Annotated in this window: 15 protein-coding genes and 1 pseudogene; 14 read left to right on the top strand and 2 right to left on the bottom strand. The window is 64.1% G+C overall.

What is annotated here, in order from left to right:
* Window positions 1–40: 40 nt before the first annotated feature.
* Entirely contained in the window at window positions 41–676 is a 636-nt protein-coding gene (locus HBO19_RS16565) for a LysE family translocator (protein ID WP_169957171.1), read from the bottom strand.
* Between the two features lie 131 nt (window positions 677–807).
* Here HBO19_RS16565 and HBO19_RS16560 point away from each other — a divergent pair, with 131 nt between their 5' ends.
* The 6 genes and pseudogenes from HBO19_RS16560 (at window position 808) to HBO19_RS16540 (ending at window position 8174) form a co-directional block, all read left to right on the top strand.
* Entirely contained in the window at window positions 808–2202 is a 1395-nt protein-coding gene (locus tag HBO19_RS16560; protein ID WP_169957191.1) for a PLP-dependent aminotransferase family protein, read from the top strand.
* Window positions 2203–2960: 758 nt separating this feature from the next.
* Window positions 2961–4349: an amidase gene (locus tag HBO19_RS16555; RefSeq protein ID WP_170057883.1), complete on the top strand. Its 1389-nt coding sequence runs from the start codon at window positions 2961–2963 to the stop codon at window positions 4347–4349.
* Between the two features lie 95 nt (window positions 4350–4444).
* The gene (locus tag HBO19_RS16550) at window positions 4445–5797 is read left to right on the top strand and encodes a citrate-proton symporter (protein WP_262380942.1); all 1353 of its coding nucleotides are present in this window, start codon (window positions 4445–4447) and stop codon (window positions 5795–5797) included.
* Between the two features lie 34 nt (window positions 5798–5831).
* A pseudogene (locus tag HBO19_RS28705) lies at window positions 5832–5921 on the top strand (outer membrane lipoprotein carrier protein LolA); the annotation flags it as partial.
* 23 nt (window positions 5922–5944) lie between these two features.
* Window positions 5945–7291 carry an OprD family outer membrane porin gene (locus tag HBO19_RS16545; protein WP_170057882.1) on the top strand — a complete coding sequence of 449 codons (1347 nt, stop codon included), beginning with the start codon at window positions 5945–5947 and terminating at the stop codon, window positions 7289–7291.
* A gap of 187 nt (window positions 7292–7478) precedes the next feature.
* Window positions 7479–8174 (top strand): alpha/beta fold hydrolase, encoded by a 696-nt coding sequence (locus HBO19_RS16540; protein WP_169956850.1) that lies wholly within the window; start codon window positions 7479–7481, stop codon window positions 8172–8174.
* On the opposite strand, the gene HBO19_RS16535 is transcribed toward HBO19_RS16540, so the two are convergent.
* On the bottom strand, window positions 8171–9076 hold the full coding sequence (locus HBO19_RS16535; RefSeq protein WP_170057881.1) for a LysR family transcriptional regulator: 906 nt from the start codon (window positions 9074–9076) through the stop codon (window positions 8171–8173). The genes HBO19_RS16540 and HBO19_RS16535 overlap by 4 nt on opposite strands.
* Window positions 9077–9369: 293 nt before the next feature.
* Here HBO19_RS16535 and HBO19_RS16530 point away from each other — a divergent pair, with 293 nt between their 5' ends.
* The 8 genes from HBO19_RS16530 (at window position 9370) to HBO19_RS16495 (ending at window position 17615) form a co-directional block, all read left to right on the top strand.
* Window positions 9370–10137 carry an FCD domain-containing protein gene (locus HBO19_RS16530; RefSeq protein WP_170057880.1) on the top strand — a complete coding sequence of 256 codons (768 nt, stop codon included), beginning with the start codon at window positions 9370–9372 and terminating at the stop codon, window positions 10135–10137.
* Window positions 10138–10345: 208 nt separating this feature from the next.
* Complete coding sequence (locus HBO19_RS16525; protein ID WP_169956852.1) at window positions 10346–11548, top strand: ABC transporter substrate-binding protein; 1203 nt, start codon at window positions 10346–10348, stop codon at window positions 11546–11548.
* A 68-nt stretch (window positions 11549–11616) separates the two neighbouring features.
* Window positions 11617–12477, top strand: coding sequence for a branched-chain amino acid ABC transporter permease (locus tag HBO19_RS16520; protein ID WP_169956854.1), 861 nt, complete (start codon window positions 11617–11619; stop codon window positions 12475–12477).
* Between the two features lies 1 nt (window position 12478).
* Window positions 12479–13489 (top strand): branched-chain amino acid ABC transporter permease, encoded by a 1011-nt coding sequence (locus HBO19_RS16515; protein WP_115128584.1) that lies wholly within the window; start codon window positions 12479–12481, stop codon window positions 13487–13489.
* Complete coding sequence (locus HBO19_RS16510) at window positions 13486–14235, top strand: ABC transporter ATP-binding protein (RefSeq protein ID WP_170057879.1); 750 nt, start codon at window positions 13486–13488, stop codon at window positions 14233–14235. Before HBO19_RS16515 ends, HBO19_RS16510 begins: the two co-directional genes overlap by 4 nt.
* The gene (locus HBO19_RS16505; protein ID WP_169956857.1) at window positions 14235–14930 is read left to right on the top strand and encodes an ABC transporter ATP-binding protein; all 696 of its coding nucleotides are present in this window, start codon (window positions 14235–14237) and stop codon (window positions 14928–14930) included. Before HBO19_RS16510 ends, HBO19_RS16505 begins: the two co-directional genes overlap by 1 nt.
* Window positions 14931–14943: 13 nt before the next feature.
* A complete protein-coding gene (locus HBO19_RS16500) occupies window positions 14944–16215 on the top strand; it encodes a Zn-dependent hydrolase (protein ID WP_169956858.1) in 1272 nt (423 codons plus the stop codon).
* Window positions 16212–17615 carry an amidase gene (locus HBO19_RS16495; protein ID WP_170057878.1) on the top strand — a complete coding sequence of 468 codons (1404 nt, stop codon included), beginning with the start codon at window positions 16212–16214 and terminating at the stop codon, window positions 17613–17615. The genes HBO19_RS16500 and HBO19_RS16495 overlap by 4 nt, the downstream gene beginning before the upstream one ends.
* Window positions 17616–18258 lie beyond the last annotated feature (643 nt).

The following is an 18258-nucleotide window of genomic DNA, read 5'->3' as shown; positions in this document are numbered from 1 at the left end:
CAGGCGCCCATCACCTTGCCAAACCCTTGACGCCAGGCGCCTAGCTGGAGAATCCACGGGCCAGTAACATCGCCACGGCCAGCAGCAACACCGCCGTGACCTTCTGCAACAGCACACGCTTGCGCGGCGACTCGAGCACATGCTTGATGCGCTGGCCGAAGTAGCAATACAGGCAGCCGCTGGCGAACTGCAGGACCAGGAAGGTCAGGCCGAGGATCGCGATGTCGCCGGCGGCGCTGTCCTGCCCCACGGCGGCAAACTGCGGGAACACCGCGCTGAACAGAATGATCGCCTTGGGGTTGGACAGGCCGGTCAGCAAGCCCTTGCCGAACAGGCCACGGGGCGTCTCTGGCCCTTGCCCGCTGGTGTTGATCTGCACGCCGCTGCTGGTCCACTGTTTGTAGGCCAGGTACAGAATGTAAGCCACGCCCACCAGTTGGATACCCTGGGTAATCAGCGGGTAGCCCTTGATCAGCTCGGAAAAGCCCACGGCAAAGATCAGGATCGAAATCAGGTACGACACACTGGCCCCGAACTGTGCCGGCAAGGAGTGGCGCAGGCCGTCCTTGAGCCCCAGGCTCAGCAGCAGCAGGGTCATGGGGCCGGGGCTGAAGGCCAGGGTGCTGCACAACACCAGGAAATACAGGAACGAAGACAGCGTAAGGGCAGTGACCATGGTGGGTAATTTCACGGCGGCAAGGAATGTTGCGCAGTCTAGGGCGCAGATCCGGCGCCGGGCAGGTAAACTCGGCGGTTATTCATGCAGGCTTTACCGGTAAAGTGACCGGCAAACTTCAGGACATCGCGATGGCCCTTCCGCAGATCCACTTTCATGAGCGCGCCCCCAAGGTCCAGCAGATCGTCGAGGCGTTCGCCCGTGCCATCGAACAAGGCGAATTGGCCGCTGGCAGCAAACTGCCGTCGGTGCGTGAGCTGGGGCAACAGTTGGGTGTCGGAAAATTCACCGTCAATGAAGCCCTGGACCGCCTGCGCGGCCAACACCTGCTGACCTCGCGCCAGGGCCGCGGGCACTTTGTGGCCCAGCGCCAGACGCAGCCATCGTCCAGCAACTGGGTGGACCTGCTGCCCCAGGATTTGCTCAGTGTGCTGCGCCGGCCGATGCTGACCGGCCAGGGCGAACTGCGCCCCGGTGGCGGCCACCTGCCCGAAGACTGGCTCGATTCCGAGACCATGCGCCAGGCCCTGCGCAGTGTGGTACGGGCCCCGTCCCTGCGGGTTGCCGGCATGGGCACGCCGGCGGGTTTCCTGCCGCTGCGCCAGGCCCTGCAACAAAAACTCCTGGGCGATGGGCTGGCGGTGCCGGTGGAACAGATCATCACCACCCCCAGCACCCTGCAAGGCCTGGACATGTTGATGCGCCTGCTGGCCCGCCCCGGTGACACGGTGTTGCTGGATGCGCCGTGCTATTTCAACTTCCACGCCAACCTGGCGTTGCATGGGGTCAAGGTGGTGACACTGCCGCGCGGCCCGGATGGTTTCGACCTGGCGGCCCTGGAGCAGTTGCTCAGCGAGGAACGGCCCAGCCTGTATGTGACCACCAGCATCCTGCACAACCCCACCGGCCATTCCTTCAGCGCGGCCCAGGCCTTTGGGCTGCTGCAACTGATGCGCCAGTATCACTGCCATATCATCGAGGACGACCTCTACGGCGACCTGCACCCCAACCCGCCGCCCCGCCTGGCGGCACTCGCCGGGCTGGAGCAGGTGACCTATCTGTCGGGCTTCTCGAAAACCCTCAGCGCCAATACCCGGGTCAGCTATGTGGTGGCGGCGCCGCAATTGGCGGCCAACCTGACCAACATGAAGTTGATGAGCGGCGGCGTGACCTCGGAGTTGTTCGAGCAACTGGTCTACCGCCTGCTCAGCGAAGGCAGCTATGCGCGGCACCGCAAGCGCATGGTCCAGCGCCTGCTGGAAGCCGGTGCGCGGGTGGAACAGTGGTTGCGCCGCTGTGGCTGTGAGCTGCCCATGGGGTATGAAGCGGGGATGTTTATCTGGGCGCGTCTGCCGGCCGGGGTCAAGGGTGAACAACTGGCCGAGGCCGGGCTCAAGCGCGGCATGGTGTTGGCGCCGGGGGCACTGTTTGGGTATGAGCCGGGGCTGCATGATTTTATGCGCTTCAATGTGGCGCATTGTGATGATCCACGGGTGTGCAAAGCCATCGAGCAATTGTTGCGCTGATCCAGTGTGGGAGCGGGCTTGCCGTAATGCCGATCAGTCAAGCGAACGCAATGCTCAACGCAGTGAAGATCAAATGTGGGAGCGGGCTTGCTCGCGAAGACGTCGGCCCAGCAAACATTGATGTTGACTGACCCACCGCTTTCGCGAGCAAGCCCGCTCCCACAGGGGATGTGCGTCGGGGCAAAAGCTTGGGCCACACCACAAATCAAAGGTAGGAGCTGGCTTGCCTGCGATGGCGGTATACCAGCCGCCAAAAATAATGGCCGAACTACCGCTATCGCGAGCAAGCCCGCTCCCACAGGGGATCTGCGTCGGGGCAGAAGCTTGGGCCACACCACAAATCAAAGGTAGGAGCTGGCTTGCCTGCGATGGCGGTATACCAGCCGCCAAAAACAGTGGCTGACCCACCGCTTTCGCGAGCAAGCCCGCTCCCACAGGGGATGTGCGTCGGGGCAGTAGTTTGGGCCACACCACAAATCAAAGGTAGGAGCTGGCTTGCCTGCGATGGCGGTATACCAGCCGCCACAAATAGTGGCCGAACCGCCGCTTTCGCGAGCAAGCCCGCTCCCACAGGGGATGTGCGCTTGACTGACTGGCATTAGGGCTTGCCGGCGCCCAGAGTCGTGACAATTGAGTGCACACAAAAACGCAACACTGCACCGCTTCGAATGTGATGGTCGCTGCTGCCCAGGGTTTATATAGTCGGGTCCAACAGCCACCCGCCATGAGCCCCAGGGCCCATCACCAGGAAGCGCTCAATGACCGATCTTCACGACCTCACGGCCACGCAATTGCTGGCGCAGTTCGCCAGCCGCCAGCTCTCCCCCATCGACTACTACGACCACCTGCTGGGCCATATCGACCGCTGGGAGCCGCAGATCCGCGCGCTGTACGCCTTCGATCCACAGCAGGTACGCCGGCAAGCCCAGGCCGCCACCGAGCGCTGGAACAAAGGCCAGCCCAACGGCGTGCTCGATGGTGTGCCCGTGACCATCAAGGAACTGATAGCCACCGAAGGCACGCCGATTCCCCTCGGCAGCGCCGCCACCCGCCTGACCCCGGCCCTCAGGGACGCCCCGCCCGCCGCGCGGATGCGCGAAGCCGGGGCGATTGTGCTGGCCAAGACCACTGTCCCGGATTTCGGCATGCTCTCCTCCGGCTTGTCGAGCTTCCATGGCATCACCCGCAACCCGTGGAACACCGCCAACAACACCGGCGGTTCCAGCTCGGGGGCTGGCGCGGCGGCCGCCGCCGGTTACGGGCCGTTGCATATCGGCACCGATATCGGTGGCTCGGTGCGCCTGCCCGCCGCCTGGTGTGGCCTGGTGGGGTTCAAGCCGACCCTGGGGCGCATCCCGATCGACCCGTACTACACCGGCCGCACCGCCGGGCCCATGACCCGCACGGTGGACGACTGCGTCTTGATGATGCAGCACCTGGCCCGCCCCGACGCCCGCGACGCCACCAGCCTGCCGCCGCTCACCAGCGAGTGGAGCAACCAGCCGCTGTCGGTCAAGGGCCTGCGGGTCGGCCTGATGCTCGAGCCAGGTGCCGGCCTGCAACCGGAAGGTTTCGTGTGTGAGGCGGTGGAGCACGCCGCACGCCTGTTCGAAGCCCATGGCGCCAGGGTCACGCTGATCCCGCCGATCATGGACCGCGCCCAGCTCGACGGCCTCGACCAGTTCTGGCGCGCCCGGCAATGGGGCGACTTGTCGGCCTTGAGCAGCGAGCAGTTCGATAAAGTCTTGCCGTACATCCGCGACTGGGCCGCCCCTGGTGCCGACATCAGCGGCGTACAGGCGGTGCAGGGGTTCAACCAGACCTTCGAGATGCGCCGCCGCGCCGCCCAGGCCTTCAGCGACCTGGACCTGATCCTGTCGCCCACCAACCAGGTCAACGCGTTCCCCGCCCAATGGCCATCGCCGAGCAATGACCCGCAATTGCCGTTCGAACACATCGTGTTCACCGTGCCCTGGAACATGGGCGAGCAACCGGCGCTGTCGATCAACTGTGGTTTCGCCGCCGATGGCATGCCCATCGGCCTGCAGATGATCGCCCCCCGCTTTGCCGATATCTGGCTGCTGCAAATCGCAAAAACCTATGAGAGCTGGCGTGGCGCAATCCACCAATGGCCGAACCCGAGCTGACCTTGACGCTGTAACTGAACTGCCCACCCACACGCCCGCTCCCCGGCCACAAGGCCGGGGCCTGGGCGACCTATAACTAAAACCGAGGGGCTGGTATGCACACTGAACAATTGACTCGCGAGGGTCCCGAGCACACACCCGAAACGCCATCGCCGGACGCCGGCCGCAAGAGCATCTTCGCTGTAGTGCTGGGCAATGCCGTGGAGTTTTTCGACTTTGGGGTCTACGCGACCTTCGCGGTGATGATCGGCCACACGTTTTTCCCGTCCGACAGCGCCTTCGTCAGCTTGATGCTCTCGGTCACCGCCTTTGGCATCGGCTTTATCGTGCGGCCCCTGGGCGCGGTGCTGATTGGCGCCTACGCCGACCGCGTCGGGCGCAAGCCGGCGATGTTGCTGACCCTGGTGATGATGGCGGTGGGCACCGGCAGTATTGCGATATTGCCCGGCTACGAGACCATCGGGATTGCCGCGCCGATCCTGCTGGTGGTCACCCGCATGATCCAGGGCCTGGCCTGGGGCGGTGAAGCCGGCCCCGCCACCACCTATATCCTTGAAGCCGCGCCAGCGCACAAACGCGGCACCTACGCCTGTTGGCAAGTGGTGGCCCAGGGTGTCGCCGCCATGGCCGCAGGGCTGGTGGGTTATACCCTGACCAAAGTGATGTCCCCCGAAGACCTCAACAGCTGGGGCTGGCGCGTGCCGTTCGTGTTTGGCCTGCTGGTGTTGCCGATTGGGATCTATATCCGCCGTAACCTGGCCGAGACCTTCCACGGCCAGGGCGAAACCACCAGCACCGGCGATCTGGTGCGCGAAGTCTGCGGCAAGCATCGGCGCGCGCTGGTCCTGGGTTTGCTGATCCTCTCGGGCAGCACCATCACCCAGTACTTCCTCAACTACATGACCACCTTTGCCCTGACAGAGCTGAAGTTGCCCACCAGTATTTCCATGCTCTCGACCCTGGTGGCCGGCGCGGCCATGGCGGTGTGCGCGGTGGCCGGCGGCATGTTGTGCGACCGTTTCGGGCGCCGGGTGATCCTGATGACGCCCCGGGTGGTGCTGTTGCTGATCCTGTTCCCGGCCTTGCAATTGATGACCGAACACCCCAGCCCGTCGACCTTCCTCCTGACCCTGGCAGTGCTCTCGGGCCTGCATGGCATGAGCGGCGCGGCGTTGATCGTGCTGTTGGTGGAGAGCTTCCCCAAATCCGTGCGCTCCACCGGTTTCTCCATCGTCTACGCGTTTGGTGTGGCGGCGTTTGGCGGCACTGCGCAGATCATCATCACCTGGTTGATCGGCACCACGGGCGACCCGATGTCACCGGTGTGGTACCTGCTGATCGCCAACCTGGTGTGCCTCACCGCTGCCTGGTTCGCCAAGGAAACCCGGCCCGTGCTGCCCGGCACCCCGGCCCGCGAAACCCGGCTCACAGAAGCCCCGGTTCGCTGAACAGCGCGTATGCACCCTTCATGTAGGAGCGAGCTTGCTCGCGAAGACCGTCAACGATAACGCGCGCATTCTGGATGCACGCGGCGGTCTCCGGCTTTTCGCGAGCAAGCTCGCTCCTACAGTTTCTTCTTTGTGTGGGGATTAACCATGTATCCACGTCTTTTCCTGGCCGCCACCCTGGCGACCGGCACCCAGGCTTATGCGCAAGAAAACGCCCAGGCCAGCGCTCCGGGCTTTATCGAGGGCAGCAGCCTGGACCTGAACCTGCGTCACTACTATTCCAACCAGCACACCCAGCGCAGCACCTACCTGAGCATCAAGAAACCCGGTGGCATCGAACGCACCCGCGTGCGCGAAACCTGGGTGCAGACCGCCATGCTCAAATACAGCTCCGGCTACACCCAGGGTGTGATTGGCGTGGGGGTGGATATCGGCGTATTCAGTGCGGTCAACCTGCAGCGCGGGCATGGCAAGGTGGCCAATGGCGGCGACCGCGTGCTGGTGGACAGCGACGGCGATGCGATCCCGACCTGGAGCCGACTGGGGGTGGGCGATGTGCGGTTGCGCCTGTCCAATACCGAGCTCAAGGCCGGGCGCCTGATGACCGACAACCCGATCCTGCGCTACAAGGACAACCGCGCCCTGCCCTCCAGCTTCCAGGGCGTGGGCCTGTACAGCAACGAACTGGAATGGCTGTCGATTCAGGGCGGCAGTTTCGACCGGGCCATCCCGCGCACCGGCACCGGCGCCGAGCGCCTGACCACCACCTTCGGCAACCGCGCCTACAGCGGCGCGCGCATCAGTTACCTGGGGGCCACGCTCAAGCCGGGCTACGGCCTGGAAGCCAGCCTCTACGGCTCGCGCTTCGAGGACATGTGGGACCAGTACTACCTGGGGCTGACCCATCGCATTGGCGACAAAAACACGCTCGCCCTCAAGACCGCCCTGCACTACTACCACACCGAGGACTCCGGCCAGCAGCGCCTGGGCTACATCGACAACGACGCCGCCAGCCTGGCCGTGACTGCCAACCACCAGGCCCACAGCCTGACCCTGGCCTGGCAACAGGTGTTCGGCAACGAGTACTTCGACTATGTGTGGGAGTCCACCGGCAACTACATGGCCAACTCGCTGTACTCGGACTACAACGGCCCCAACGAAAAATCCTGGCAACTGCGCTACGACCTTGACCTGGCCGCCTACGGCGTGCCCGGCCTGACCGCCAGCCTGTGGCACGCCAAGGGCTGGGGCATCGACGGCACGCACTACGAGGGTGATCGCAACGGCCACAACACCGGCTACAACGTGCGCGGGCTGGACAACGCCAAGCACAACGAAAACGGCTTGATGCTGGCGTATGTGGTGCAATCGGGGAAGTTGAAAAACTCGGTCCTGCGCACCATCGTCTACAACCACCGCGCCAGTGGCGGGCAGATTGACGGCAGCTATGACGAATTCAGGATCGTCGGCAATTTCCCCATCAACCTGTTCTGACACCCGCCCGTCGGCATCAGCAGTTGCCGACGGGTAAAATTCAGAATTCTTACACCCTACATGCGACTGCTCCGGCATTGGCTCGCCGCCGCCCTTGGTAAAAAGCCTGTTCCCTATGGACGGTTACCCAGGAACGCGGATGAAACCTTTGAAAGCAGCAGCGCTTTGCCTCATCAGTGGATGGATGATGCTCTTGAGTTCTCCCGGCCATGCCGCGGCGCCCGGTATCGAATGGTTGGTGGATTGCCCGCGCCTGCCCGGGCGGGCGCTTGACCAGGAGGTGGTGGCGCGTACCCAGTGCGGCATTGTCACCGTGCCGCTGGACCATCAGGCCCCTGACGCACGCACCTACCGCCTGACCCTCACCCGGGTCGGTGCCCAGCAGCCCCTGGAGCGCCGGGGCGTGATCTTCGCGCGACCGGCCACGGCCCAGGCGAATTTGCATGGGGTGTTCGCGGTGCATCTGGCAACCGTCTGGAAGTACTACAACACCGAGGCATACCGCACGCTGACGCGCCTCTACGACGTCGTTGAACTAAGCCCGCGCAAGGGCGTGGCCAATGAACAATCGGCGTGGGACATGGAGTTCGTGCGCCAGCAACTGGGGGAGCAACGCGTCAGCTTCCTGGGCATCGCCCAGGGCAATCTGTTGGGTGCCGAGTACGCCCAATTGTTTGCCGACCGTGTCGAGCGCATGGTGCTGATCGAGCCCGACGCAAGCACCGCCCAGGCATCCGACACGCTGCCCGCCACCCTGCGGCTCAAGGGCCCCTATCTACAGAGCACCACCACCGATGCCAGCCAGTGCGTGAACCGCTGGGCCGGCATCTACCTGGCCCAGGGCAGACAGCCGCCGTCGTCGACCCGTTGCCTGGCCGATTAGTCCACCAGCGCGCAACGCTGCATGGCGCTGGCCAGCATGTCCTGGCATTTGAGGACCGCCACCGAGCGCGGTCGGTTGCGGTAGCCGCACAGGTCAATGCGAATCCGCCCCAGGTGCTCATCGGCAATCGGCACCGCCACCAGGCCATCACCCAGGTTGCGGGCATCGGCATCCACCTGGGGCAGGATCAAGACCGCCGCCCGTTGCCGGGCCAGGCTTTTCTGCACTTCCAGGGAGCTGGTGGTAAACACCGGCTGGATCGTCACCCCACGCTTTTTCGCCGCCGCCTCCAAGGCCTGGCGCACGCCGTACGCCGAGTCGGGAATGGCCAGGGGCTGGCCTTCAAGCTCGCGCAACTCAATGCTGTCGCGCTGGGCAAACGGGTGTTCGGCGCTGACCAGTACGCGGTGCCACAACTCGCATTGCGCGGTGACTTCCACATCGGCCCGCTCCTGCAGATAGAACGCCAGGCCCAGGTCGGCCTCGCCACTGCACAGTGCATCCAGAGTGGCCGAGGCGCTGGCGATCACGATATTGAACGTGACCTTGGGGTGCGCCCGGTAGAACGCCGCGAGTACCGGCGCCAGTACCGTGGAAACGATACTTTCTGACACATGAATGCTGATGTTACCCGCCACCTGGCTTTGCCGGCTGGCGATCACATCGCGCACCTGATCGAGGCCGCGCAGGGTACTGGTGACCTGCTCGGCCAGGCACTCGCCCTCTACCGTCAGGCGGATACCGCGCGGGCCGCGCTCAATCAGCGCGGCGCCAAAGAAGTGTTCCAGGTGTTCGATCTGCCGGCTGACGGCAGTGGGCGTGACGTACAAACGCTCGGCCGCCTTACGCAACGAGGCGCAGCGCGCCACCTCGTGAAAATACCGCAAGGCTCGTAATTGCATGCTCGGGTGCTCCTGCACAAAGACTGGAGCACCAAGGCACGCAATTACTGCGCCAGGCTCAAGGTTCATGAACGCTGCACATCAACTGTGGGAGCGGGCTTGCTCGCGAAGGCGGTGGGTCAGTGATGGGTATGTCGGCTGATACACCGCATTCGCGAGCAAGCCCGCTCCCACATGGGCCCCTGGACGTGATTTACGACCTGTTTTCACTGAAAACGACCCCCGCCGTTGACGCCCCGTCCCAACCTCTATTAAGTGCTATTTATCCGCATTAATACGATAAATAGAAAACCATGCTCAGCCGCCCCCTGCGACGCAAACGCCAGAAGCTTTCCGATGTGATTGTCGAGTCGGTCAAGCGCTCGATCGTCACCGATGCCTTGAAGCCCGGCGACCGCTTGCCCACCGAGCGCGAGCTGATGGAGAGCTTCCAGTGCTCCAAGGGCTCGGCCCGCGAAGCGCTCAAGGCCCTGGAGGTCGAAGGCCTGGTCAGCACCCGCACCGGCCCAACCGGTGGCGCGTACCTGAACCAGGCCGGCACGGAGCCGGCCAGCCGTGCCTTGCGCAACTACCTGCACTTCCAGCACCTGGATGGCGAGCAGGTGTACCAGTTGCGCAAAGTGATCGAGGTGGAGCTGGCCGTGTCGGTGCTGGGACGCCTGAGCGACGACGACTATCGCGCCCTGCAAGACAACGTGGACTTTTGCAGCGCCCCGGAAGACAGCGAAGCCGGCCAGCGTGAGCAACGCCTGGCGGAACTGGAGTTCCACAATTTGCTGGCCAGGGCCTGCCCCAACCCGCTGCTGAGTTTCATGGCGCAGTTCCTCAACGACCTGCTGCGCGACCTGGTGGTGCTGAAAAAGGCCTACAAGCCCAAGCGCAAGCAGTTCGACGCGGCCAACCTGGACTATCACAAGCAACTGTTGAGCGCGTTTCGTGCCAACGATGAAGCGGCCGTGCGCAGCCTGATGCATGAACACATGTGCGACGCCGAACACCACATGACCGCGCTGGAAGGCCAGGTCAGCCCGCATTTTTTGCTGGAGTTCGACCACTCCTGAACACACCACAAATCCCTGTAGGAGCTGGCTTGCCTGCGATAGCGGTCGGTCAGGAAAATTTTCTCAGCTGATCAACCGCTATCGCAGGCAAGCCAGCTCCTACAGTTTTGACCGTGTTTGACTTCAATAAAAAAGGCCTGCCCACAGGCCGTGCTCCACCGTATCGCCATTGCCACTCCTGCCAATAACTAAACCAGGGAGTCACCCCATGCAGCGTCGTACGTTGTTGAAAGCCAGCCTCACCGCCGCCGCCGCGCTCAGCCTTCCGCTGAGCGTGCGCGGGGCATTCGCCGCCGAACCGTTTACCTTTTACGGCCTCAAGTCCATGTCTGGCGCCTTTGCCAGCTATGGCAAGTTTGCCGACATGGGTTCACGCCTGGCCGTGGCGCAGTACCCCGAGCTCCTCGGGCGCCCACTGAACTACAAGGTGATCGATACCGAAGGCAACGCCGGCAAGGCAGTGCGCAAGGTCCAGGAGGCGATTGGCCAGGACGGCGCGCGGTTCTTCCAGGGCTGCACCCTGTCGTCCTCGGCGCTGGCGGTGGCCAAGGAAGTCGATAAGGTTGGCGGGGTGTTCATGACCCCGGTAGGCGCCGATGAAGTCACCGGCAAGGACTGCAACGGCGCGACCTTCCGCTGGTCGGTGCCCACCTATGGCGCGATCCGCGAAACCCTGGTGCCGCTGATCAAGCTGCTGCCCGAGGCCAAGCGCTGGTACACCATCACCCCCCAATACGTGTTCGGCGAAGCGCTGCTCGAAGGCGCCAAGAGCGTGCTGGCCGAAAGTGGCCTGGAGCACGTGGGCAACAGCTATCACTCATTGCAGGAACAGGAATTCTCCGGCTACCTGACCAACGCCATCGCCGCCCGCCCCGACGTGCTGGTGTTGCTGAATTTCGGCAGCCAGTCCTCCAACACCCTGCGCCAGGCCGTCAACTTCGGTATCAAGGAGCGCATGAAAGTGCTGCTGGTGTGGTCCGCAGGCCTCGACCAGTTCCAGGAACTGGGCAGCGATGTGCTCGAAGGCGTATACCTCGGCGCGCAGTACTGGCACCAGGTCGACACCCCGCTCAACCGCGAACTGGTCAAGCTGACCCAGGCCAAGTACGGGATCAACCCCACCTACCCGCTGGCCGCCGACTACATCAGCACCAAGGTCATGCTCGACACCATCAAGGCCACCGGCAGCTTCGACGGCCCCACCGTGGCCAAGGCCATGCAGGGCCTGAGCTACGACGGCCCGACCGGCAAGGAAACGATCCGCGCCGGCGACCACCAGGTGATCAAGGATTACTACCTGCTGGTGGGCAAGGCCACGGGCGACATGGCCGACAAGGATGACCTGGCCAAAGTCCTCAGCGCCGGCCAGTCGTTCCCACCGGTAGAAGCCACGGGCTGCAAGCTCGGCTGATCCGCCCACTTTCACCGGTAACACACGACAGGGCCGTTGACCGCGGCCGCCTGTTGGAGGATTCCTGCATGCTCAATCTTTACCTGTTCCAGATTCTCAACGGCCTGGGCCTGGGGATGATCTACTTTCTGATTGCGGTCGGGCTGACGATCATTTTCGGCCTGTTGAACTTCGTCAACTTCGCCCACGGCGCGTTCTTTTTGCTGGGCGCGTACATCTGCTACACCGTCGTCAGCCTCACCGAAAGCTTCTGGCTGGCCCTGCTGATCGCGCCGCTGGTGGTGGCCGCGCTGGCGTGGCTGATCGAGCGATTATTGATCCAGCGCATCTACCACCTGCCGCACATGTTCCAGATCCTCGTGACCCTGGGCATTGCGTTGATCATCCAGGAAGCCAGCGTGATGATCTGGGGCCCGGTGGGCAAGAGCGTCGCCGTGCCGGAACTGCTGCGCGGGGTACTGGTGGTCGGCGACTTCGTGTACCCCTACTACCGCTTGTTTTTGATTGTGTTCTCGGGGCTGGTGGGCCTGGGCCTGTGGCTGCTGCTGGAGCGCACGCGCTTTGGCGCCCTGGTGCGGGCCGGCAGTGAAAGCACCGAGACGGTATCCCTGCTGGGCACCAATATTTTCCGCCTGTTCTCCATGACCTTCGCCCTTGGCGTGGCCCTGGCCGGGATCGCCGGGGTGCTGTTTGCCCCGTTGCGCGGTGCCCAGCCCTTTGTCGGCCCGGAGATCCTCGGCATCGCCTTCGTGGTGGTGGTGATCGGCGGCATGGGTTCGTTCGGCGGCGCCCTGGTGGGCGGCCTGCTGGTGGGCGTGGTGCAGAGCCTGATGACCACCCTGTGGCCCCAAGGCGCGAGCCTGATGATCTACGGCGCCATGGCCGTGGTGATTCTGGTACGCCCTTATGGCCTGTTTGGGAGAGCTTGAGATGAGTGAGAAAAACCCCCTGCCGTTCGCCAAGACCCAATCCAAGGCCATGTTGCTGTGGGTGCTGGCGGTGTTGATCGGCCTGCCGTTGATCCTGCCCTCGGCGACCCTGGCCACCGAGATCCTGATCTTTGCCCTCGCCGCCCTGGCCTGCAACCTGTTGCTGGGCTACACCGGGCTGCTGTCGTTCGGCCAAGGCATCTTCTTCGGCGCCGGTGCCTATTGCGCCGCCTTGCTGATGATCCACCTGCAACTGGGCCTGTTCAGCGCGCTGCTCGGCGCGGCCCTGGTCGGCGGGTTCCTGGCCTTCCTGGTGGGCGCCCTGGCGATCCGCCGCACCGGCATCTACTTCGTGATGCTGACCTTGGCCTTCAGCCAGATGGCCTACTTCCTGGCCTACACCCTGAGCGACTGGACCGGCGGCGACAACGGCCTGCTCAGTGTGCCACGCCCGGAAATCCGCATCGGTGACACGGTGCTGCTGTCCCTGGCCGACGCCCGGGTGTTCTATGGCTTTGTCGCGGTGCTGTTCCTGCTGATCTTTATCGGCGCACGCCGGGTCATCGCGTCACCGTTCGGCAGCACGCTGATGGCGATCCGCGAAAACGAAACCCGCGCCTCGGCCATCGGCTACGACACGCGCCACTTCAAGATCCTGGTGTTTGTGCTGTCTGGCGCGGTCACCGGGATTGCCGGGGCGCTGTACGCCATGCTCCTGCACTTTGTGCCGCTGTCCAATATCGACCTGGTGATGTCGGAGAACATCCTGATCATGACCATCGTCGGCGGCACCGGCTCGCTGTTCGGCTCATTGCTGGGCGCCGGCTCCATTGTGCTGCTGGGGGACTTTCTCTCCGACCTGTGGCCACGCTGGCTGATGCTGCTGGGGGTGATCCTGATCCTGGTGGTGATCTTTATGCGCGGTGGCTTGTGGGGCGGCCTGTCGGCGCTGTTCGAACGTGTGCGTGGCAGCCGCAAGGCCGCCGCCGTGACCAAGGAGGAGCTGCTATGAGCATCCTGTTGGAAACCAAAGACCTGGAACTGGCCTACGGCGCCTTCCATGCCGTCAACGGCGTCAATCTCAAGGTCGAGGCCGGTACCATCCACACCATCATCGGCCCCAACGGTGCCGGCAAGACCAGCCTGTTTCACTGCCTGACCGGCGAGCGCCAGGCCACCACAGGCGCAATCCACTTCGACGGCCAGAACCTGATGCGCAAACCGGCCCACGGCCGTGTGGGCCTGGGCATGGCTCGTTCGTTCCAGCTCACCAGCCTGTTCCAGAACCTCAGCGTGCGCGAAAACCTGCGCCTGGCCGCCCAGGGCCGTGACGGCGCACGGGCCCTGAACTTCTGGCGGCGGGTGGATAGCCAGCGCGAACACCTGGAGATGGCCGACCAGGTCCTGGAGCGCCTGCAACTCACCGCCCGCGCCGAGACCCTGGCCGGTGAACTGTCCCACGGCCAGCAACGGGTGCTGGAGGTGGGCATGTCGATCTGCTCCAAGCCCAAGCTGTTGATGCTCGACGAGCCCACTTCGGGCATGGGCATCGACGACATCCCGATCATGACCCAACTGATCAGCGACCTGGGCCGTGACCATACGGTGCTGCTGATCGAGCACAACATGAGCATCGTCATGTCCATCAGCCAACGCATCACCGTGATGAGCCACGGGCAGATCCTGGTCGAAGGCACGCCGGAGTTCGTGCGCGCCGACGAGCGCGTACGCACTGCTTACCTGGGAGAGGCCGCCTGATGCTGACCGTCGACAATATCCATTCCTACTACGACAAGAGCCACGTCCTGGAGGGCGTGTCCCTGACCGTCAACCCCGGCGAACTGGTGACCCTGCTCGGCCGTAACGGCGCCGGCAAGACCACCACCCTGCGCAGCATCCTGGGGATTATCTGCCCGCGCCAGGGGCAGATTCACTTCAACGGCAAACCGCTGGTGGGGCAGAAAATCTTTGAAATTGCCCGCCAGGGATTAGCGCTGGTGCCGGAGAACCGCGGGATCTTCCGCCTGCTCACGGTGGAAGAAAACCTGCGCATCGCCGTGCGCAAGACCAGCCGTTGGCAAATGGAGGACGTGTACGCGATGTTCCCGCGCCTCAAGGAGCGGCGCAAAAACGCCGGCCATGCGTTGTCCGGGGGCGAACAACAGATGCTGGCCATCGCCCGCGCCCTGCTCAACGATCCCAAGCTGCTGATCCTCGACGAACCCACCGAAGGCCTGGCCCCGGTGATCGTCGACGAACTGGTGAAGATCCTGCGCAAGATCAAGGAGGACGGCCTGCCGGTGTTGCTGGTGGAGCAGAACCTGTTGGTCTGCGACAAGCTTGCCGACCGCCACTACGTGCTCGAACAGGGCCGCGTGGTCTACGAAGGCAGCGCCGAGGCCTTTCGCGCCGACCCGACGATCAAGAACCGCTACCTGGCCCTGAGTGCCTGACCGGAGACTGCTGATGAATAGTTTTGCGCAACCGCTCAAGAGCAACGCCCCGCTGATCAACCGCGACCGCCTGTGGCAGTCGCTGATGGACCTGGCCCAACTCGGCGCCACGGCCAAGGGCGGCGTGTGCCGCCTGGCCCTGACCGACCTCGATCGCCAGGCCCGCGACCTGTTTGTGCAGTGGTGTACGGCGGCCGGGTGCAGCGTCACTGTGGATGCGATCGGCAATATTTTTGCCCGCCGCGCCGGACTTAACCCGGACCTGCCACCGGTGATGACCGGCAGCCATATCGACACCCAGCCCACCGGCGGCAAGTTCGACGGCTGCTATGGGGTGATGGCCGGCCTGGAAGTGATCCGCACCCTGAATGACTTGCAGATCCAGACCCAAGCGCCGATTGAAGTGGTGGTGTGGACCAACGAAGAAGGCTCGCGCTTCCCGCCGTGCATGATGGGTTCGGGAGTGTTTGCCGGCAAATTCGACCTGCAGGAGACCCTCGACAAACAGGACGAGCAAGGCCTGTCGGTGGGCGCCGAGTTGCAGCGCATTGGCTACGCCGGCCCGCGCGCGGTACTCGGGCACCCGGTGGGCGCCTATTTCGAGGCGCATATCGAGCAGGGCCCGGTGCTGGAAGATCAGGCCATCACCCTTGGCGTGGTCATGGGCTGCCTGGGCCAGAAGTGGTTCGACCTGACGTTCACCGGCGTCGAGGCCCACGCCGGCCCCACGCCCATGCGCCTGCGCAAGGATGCTTTGGTGGGTGCCGCGCAGGTGGTCAGCGCGGTCAACCGCATTGCCCATCAACAGCAACCTCACGCCTGCGGCACGGTCGGCTGCCTGACCCTGCATCCGGGCTCGCGCAACGTGATCCCAGGCCAAGTGCAGATGACCATCGACCTGCGCCACCTGCATGCCGACAAGCTGCAGGCCATGGTCGATGAAGTGCGCCAGGTGATCGAGGCCACAGCCCAGCAGCATGGCTTGAGCTATGAACTGACGCCCACCGCCGACTTCCCGCCGCTGGACTTTCATCCCACCTGCGTCAACGCCGTGCGCGATGCCGCCCAGGTGCTGGGCCTGAGCCACATGGACATTGTCAGCGGCGCCGGGCACGACGCAATTTTTGTCGCTGAACTGGGCCCGGCCGGGATGATTTTTGTGCCGTGCGAAGGCGGCATCAGCCACAACGAAATCGAAAATGCCGCGCCGGATGATTTGGCCGCCGGCTGCGCGGTGTTACTGCGGGCCATGGTCAACGCAGCCCAGGGAGGTCCCGCGGCATGACTGATATCGCCAACCTGACGGCCGTGCAACTGCTGGCACGCTACCGCGATAAAAGCCTGTCGCCGGTGGAAGTGACCGAAGACACGTTGCTGCGTATCGAGCGCTACAACCCGGTGGTCAACGCGTACTGCCACGTCGACCCCGAGGGCGCCTTGAACGCCGCACGGGCCTCGGAACAGCGCTGGTTCAAGGGCCAACCCTGCGGTGCGCTGGACGGGGTGCCAGCGTCGATCAAGGATTTGACCCTGACGGCAGGCATGCCCACGCGCAAGGGCTCACGCACCTCATCCGCCACCGGGCCGTGGGACGTCGATGCGCCTTTTTCGGCGTTTATGCGCAAGGCCGGTGCAGTGTTGCTGGGCAAGACCACCACCCCGGAATTCGGCTGGAAAGGCGTGACCGACAACCCGCTGTACGGCATCACCCGCAACCCCTGGGACACGCGCACCACGGCCGGTGGTTCGTCCGGCGGCGCGGGCGCGGCGGCGGCGCTGAACCTTGGCGTGTTGCACCAGGGCAGCGATGCCGGCGGCTCGATCCGCATTCCCTGCGCCTTTACCGGCACCTTCGGCATCAAGCCGACCTTTGGCTACGTGCCGCAATGGCCGGCCAGCTCGATGACGATCCTCTCGCACCTGGGCCCGATGACCCGCACCGTGGAAGATGCCGTGCTGATGCTACAAACCGTGGCCCAACCGGACGCCCGTGACGGCCTGATCGGCGCGCCACGCAGCACGCCGTGGCTCACGCCGGGCACGGACCTCAAGGGCCTGCGCATCGCCTACAGCCCTGATTTTGGCTACGTGGACGTCGACCCGCAGGTGGCCAAGGTGGTCGCGCAGGCAGTCGCGGGCCTGGTGCAACTCGGAGCGCATGTGGAACAGATCGACCCGGGGTTCAGCGACCCGCTGGAGGTGTTCAACACCCTGTGGTTCGCCGGCGCGGCGCGCCTGACCGGGCAGTTGAGCGGCGCCCAGTGCGACCTGCTCGACCCCGGCCTGCTGCGCATTGCGCAACAGGGCGAACGCCTCAGCCTGGGCGACTTCAACGCGGCCCTGGAAGCCCGGGCGGCATTGGTGGCGCGCATGGCGGCGTTTCATGAGCACTACGACCTACTGGTCTCGCCGATGCTGCCGATCACCGCCTTTGATGCCGGGCATAACGTGCCACCGGGCTCTGGGCTGGGCGAATGGATGGAGTGGACGCCGTTCAGCTATCCGTTCAACCTCACCCAGCAGCCGGCGGCCTCGGTGCCGTGCGGGTTGGCGGCCAATGGATTGCCGGTGGGCTTGCATGTGGTGGGTGCGCGGTTTGCCGATGAGCAGGTGTTGCGGGTGTGCCAGGTATACGCCCAGGCATTCCCGACCCAGCACTTGCAGGCGCCGAAAGACTTGGGCTGACTCCCAAGCAAATGGGGGGGCTGGCTTGGCTGCGATGCGCATGGGTATCTACACAATTTTTTGATGGTTCTTGGGGTTGTGTACATATCCGTTGCTGCGGTCACGGCCACTTAGGGTTCCGCTCTTACAGCGGCTCACTTTTGAAGAGCGCAAAAGTAAGCAAAACGCTCTTGCCCCACCACTCGGTGCCTCGCCTAGGCTCGGCATGCCCGCAGTCAGGCATTGCTCCGTGGGCCCGCCGCGATCGGCCATCCATGGCCGTGTCGCGGCTACCCCGGCATCCTGCCGGGGTGCCCACTGCGCAATACCTGCCTGCGGCCATCGTGGTTTGACGGGGCGCCTGAGATCAAAAGCCAGATCAAAAGCAGGGCAACAGCAAAGCCAGAGCGCGAAGCTGCATTCCCCTGTAGGAGCGGGCTTGCCCGCGATGGCGGTGTATCAGTCAATGAATCTGTTGGCAGACCTGCCGTCATCGCGGGCAAGCCCGCTCCTACAGGGGTACGCGTACGCTTCGACGATCAGGTCGGCTGTCAGGCCGCCTCGCTTTGCTTGTGATTTTGATCTTAGGCGCCCCGTTAAACCACGCTGGCCGTCATCCGATATTGATTTGGGGGGTAACCCGGCAGGACGCCGGGTTAGCCGC

Origin of the sequence: Pseudomonas sp. WS 5021 (genome assembly GCF_012985535.1) — a bacterium.
GTDB lineage: Bacteria > Pseudomonadota > Gammaproteobacteria > Pseudomonadales > Pseudomonadaceae > Aquipseudomonas.
This window is presented reverse-complemented; position numbering and strand designations above follow the sequence as displayed.

Bases quoted from the DNA above. Each gene is read 5' to 3' on its own strand.
- HBO19_RS16565 (WP_169957171.1), bottom strand. From the start codon at position 676: ATGGTCACTGCCCTTACGCTGTCTTCGTTCCTGTATTTCCTGGTGTTG.
- HBO19_RS16560 (WP_169957191.1), top strand. From the start codon at position 808: ATGGCCCTTCCGCAGATCCACTTTCATGAGCGCGCCCCCAAGGTCCAG.
- HBO19_RS16555 (WP_170057883.1), top strand. From the start codon at position 2,961: ATGACCGATCTTCACGACCTCACGGCCACGCAATTGCTGGCGCAGTTC.
- HBO19_RS16550 (WP_262380942.1), top strand. From the start codon at position 4,445: ATGCACACTGAACAATTGACTCGCGAGGGTCCCGAGCACACACCCGAA.
- HBO19_RS16545 (WP_170057882.1), top strand. From the start codon at position 5,945: ATGTATCCACGTCTTTTCCTGGCCGCCACCCTGGCGACCGGCACCCAG.
- HBO19_RS16540 (WP_169956850.1), top strand. From the start codon at position 7,479: ATGCTCTTGAGTTCTCCCGGCCATGCCGCGGCGCCCGGTATCGAATGG.
- HBO19_RS16535 (WP_170057881.1), bottom strand. From the start codon at position 9,076: ATGCAATTACGAGCCTTGCGGTATTTTCACGAGGTGGCGCGCTGCGCC.
- HBO19_RS16530 (WP_170057880.1), top strand. From the start codon at position 9,370: ATGCTCAGCCGCCCCCTGCGACGCAAACGCCAGAAGCTTTCCGATGTG.
- HBO19_RS16525 (WP_169956852.1), top strand. From the start codon at position 10,346: ATGCAGCGTCGTACGTTGTTGAAAGCCAGCCTCACCGCCGCCGCCGCG.
- HBO19_RS16520 (WP_169956854.1), top strand. From the start codon at position 11,617: ATGCTCAATCTTTACCTGTTCCAGATTCTCAACGGCCTGGGCCTGGGG.
- HBO19_RS16515 (WP_115128584.1), top strand. From the start codon at position 12,479: ATGAGTGAGAAAAACCCCCTGCCGTTCGCCAAGACCCAATCCAAGGCC.
- HBO19_RS16510 (WP_170057879.1), top strand. From the start codon at position 13,486: ATGAGCATCCTGTTGGAAACCAAAGACCTGGAACTGGCCTACGGCGCC.
- HBO19_RS16505 (WP_169956857.1), top strand. From the start codon at position 14,235: ATGCTGACCGTCGACAATATCCATTCCTACTACGACAAGAGCCACGTC.
- HBO19_RS16500 (WP_169956858.1), top strand. From the start codon at position 14,944: ATGAATAGTTTTGCGCAACCGCTCAAGAGCAACGCCCCGCTGATCAAC.
- HBO19_RS16495 (WP_170057878.1), top strand. From the start codon at position 16,212: ATGACTGATATCGCCAACCTGACGGCCGTGCAACTGCTGGCACGCTAC.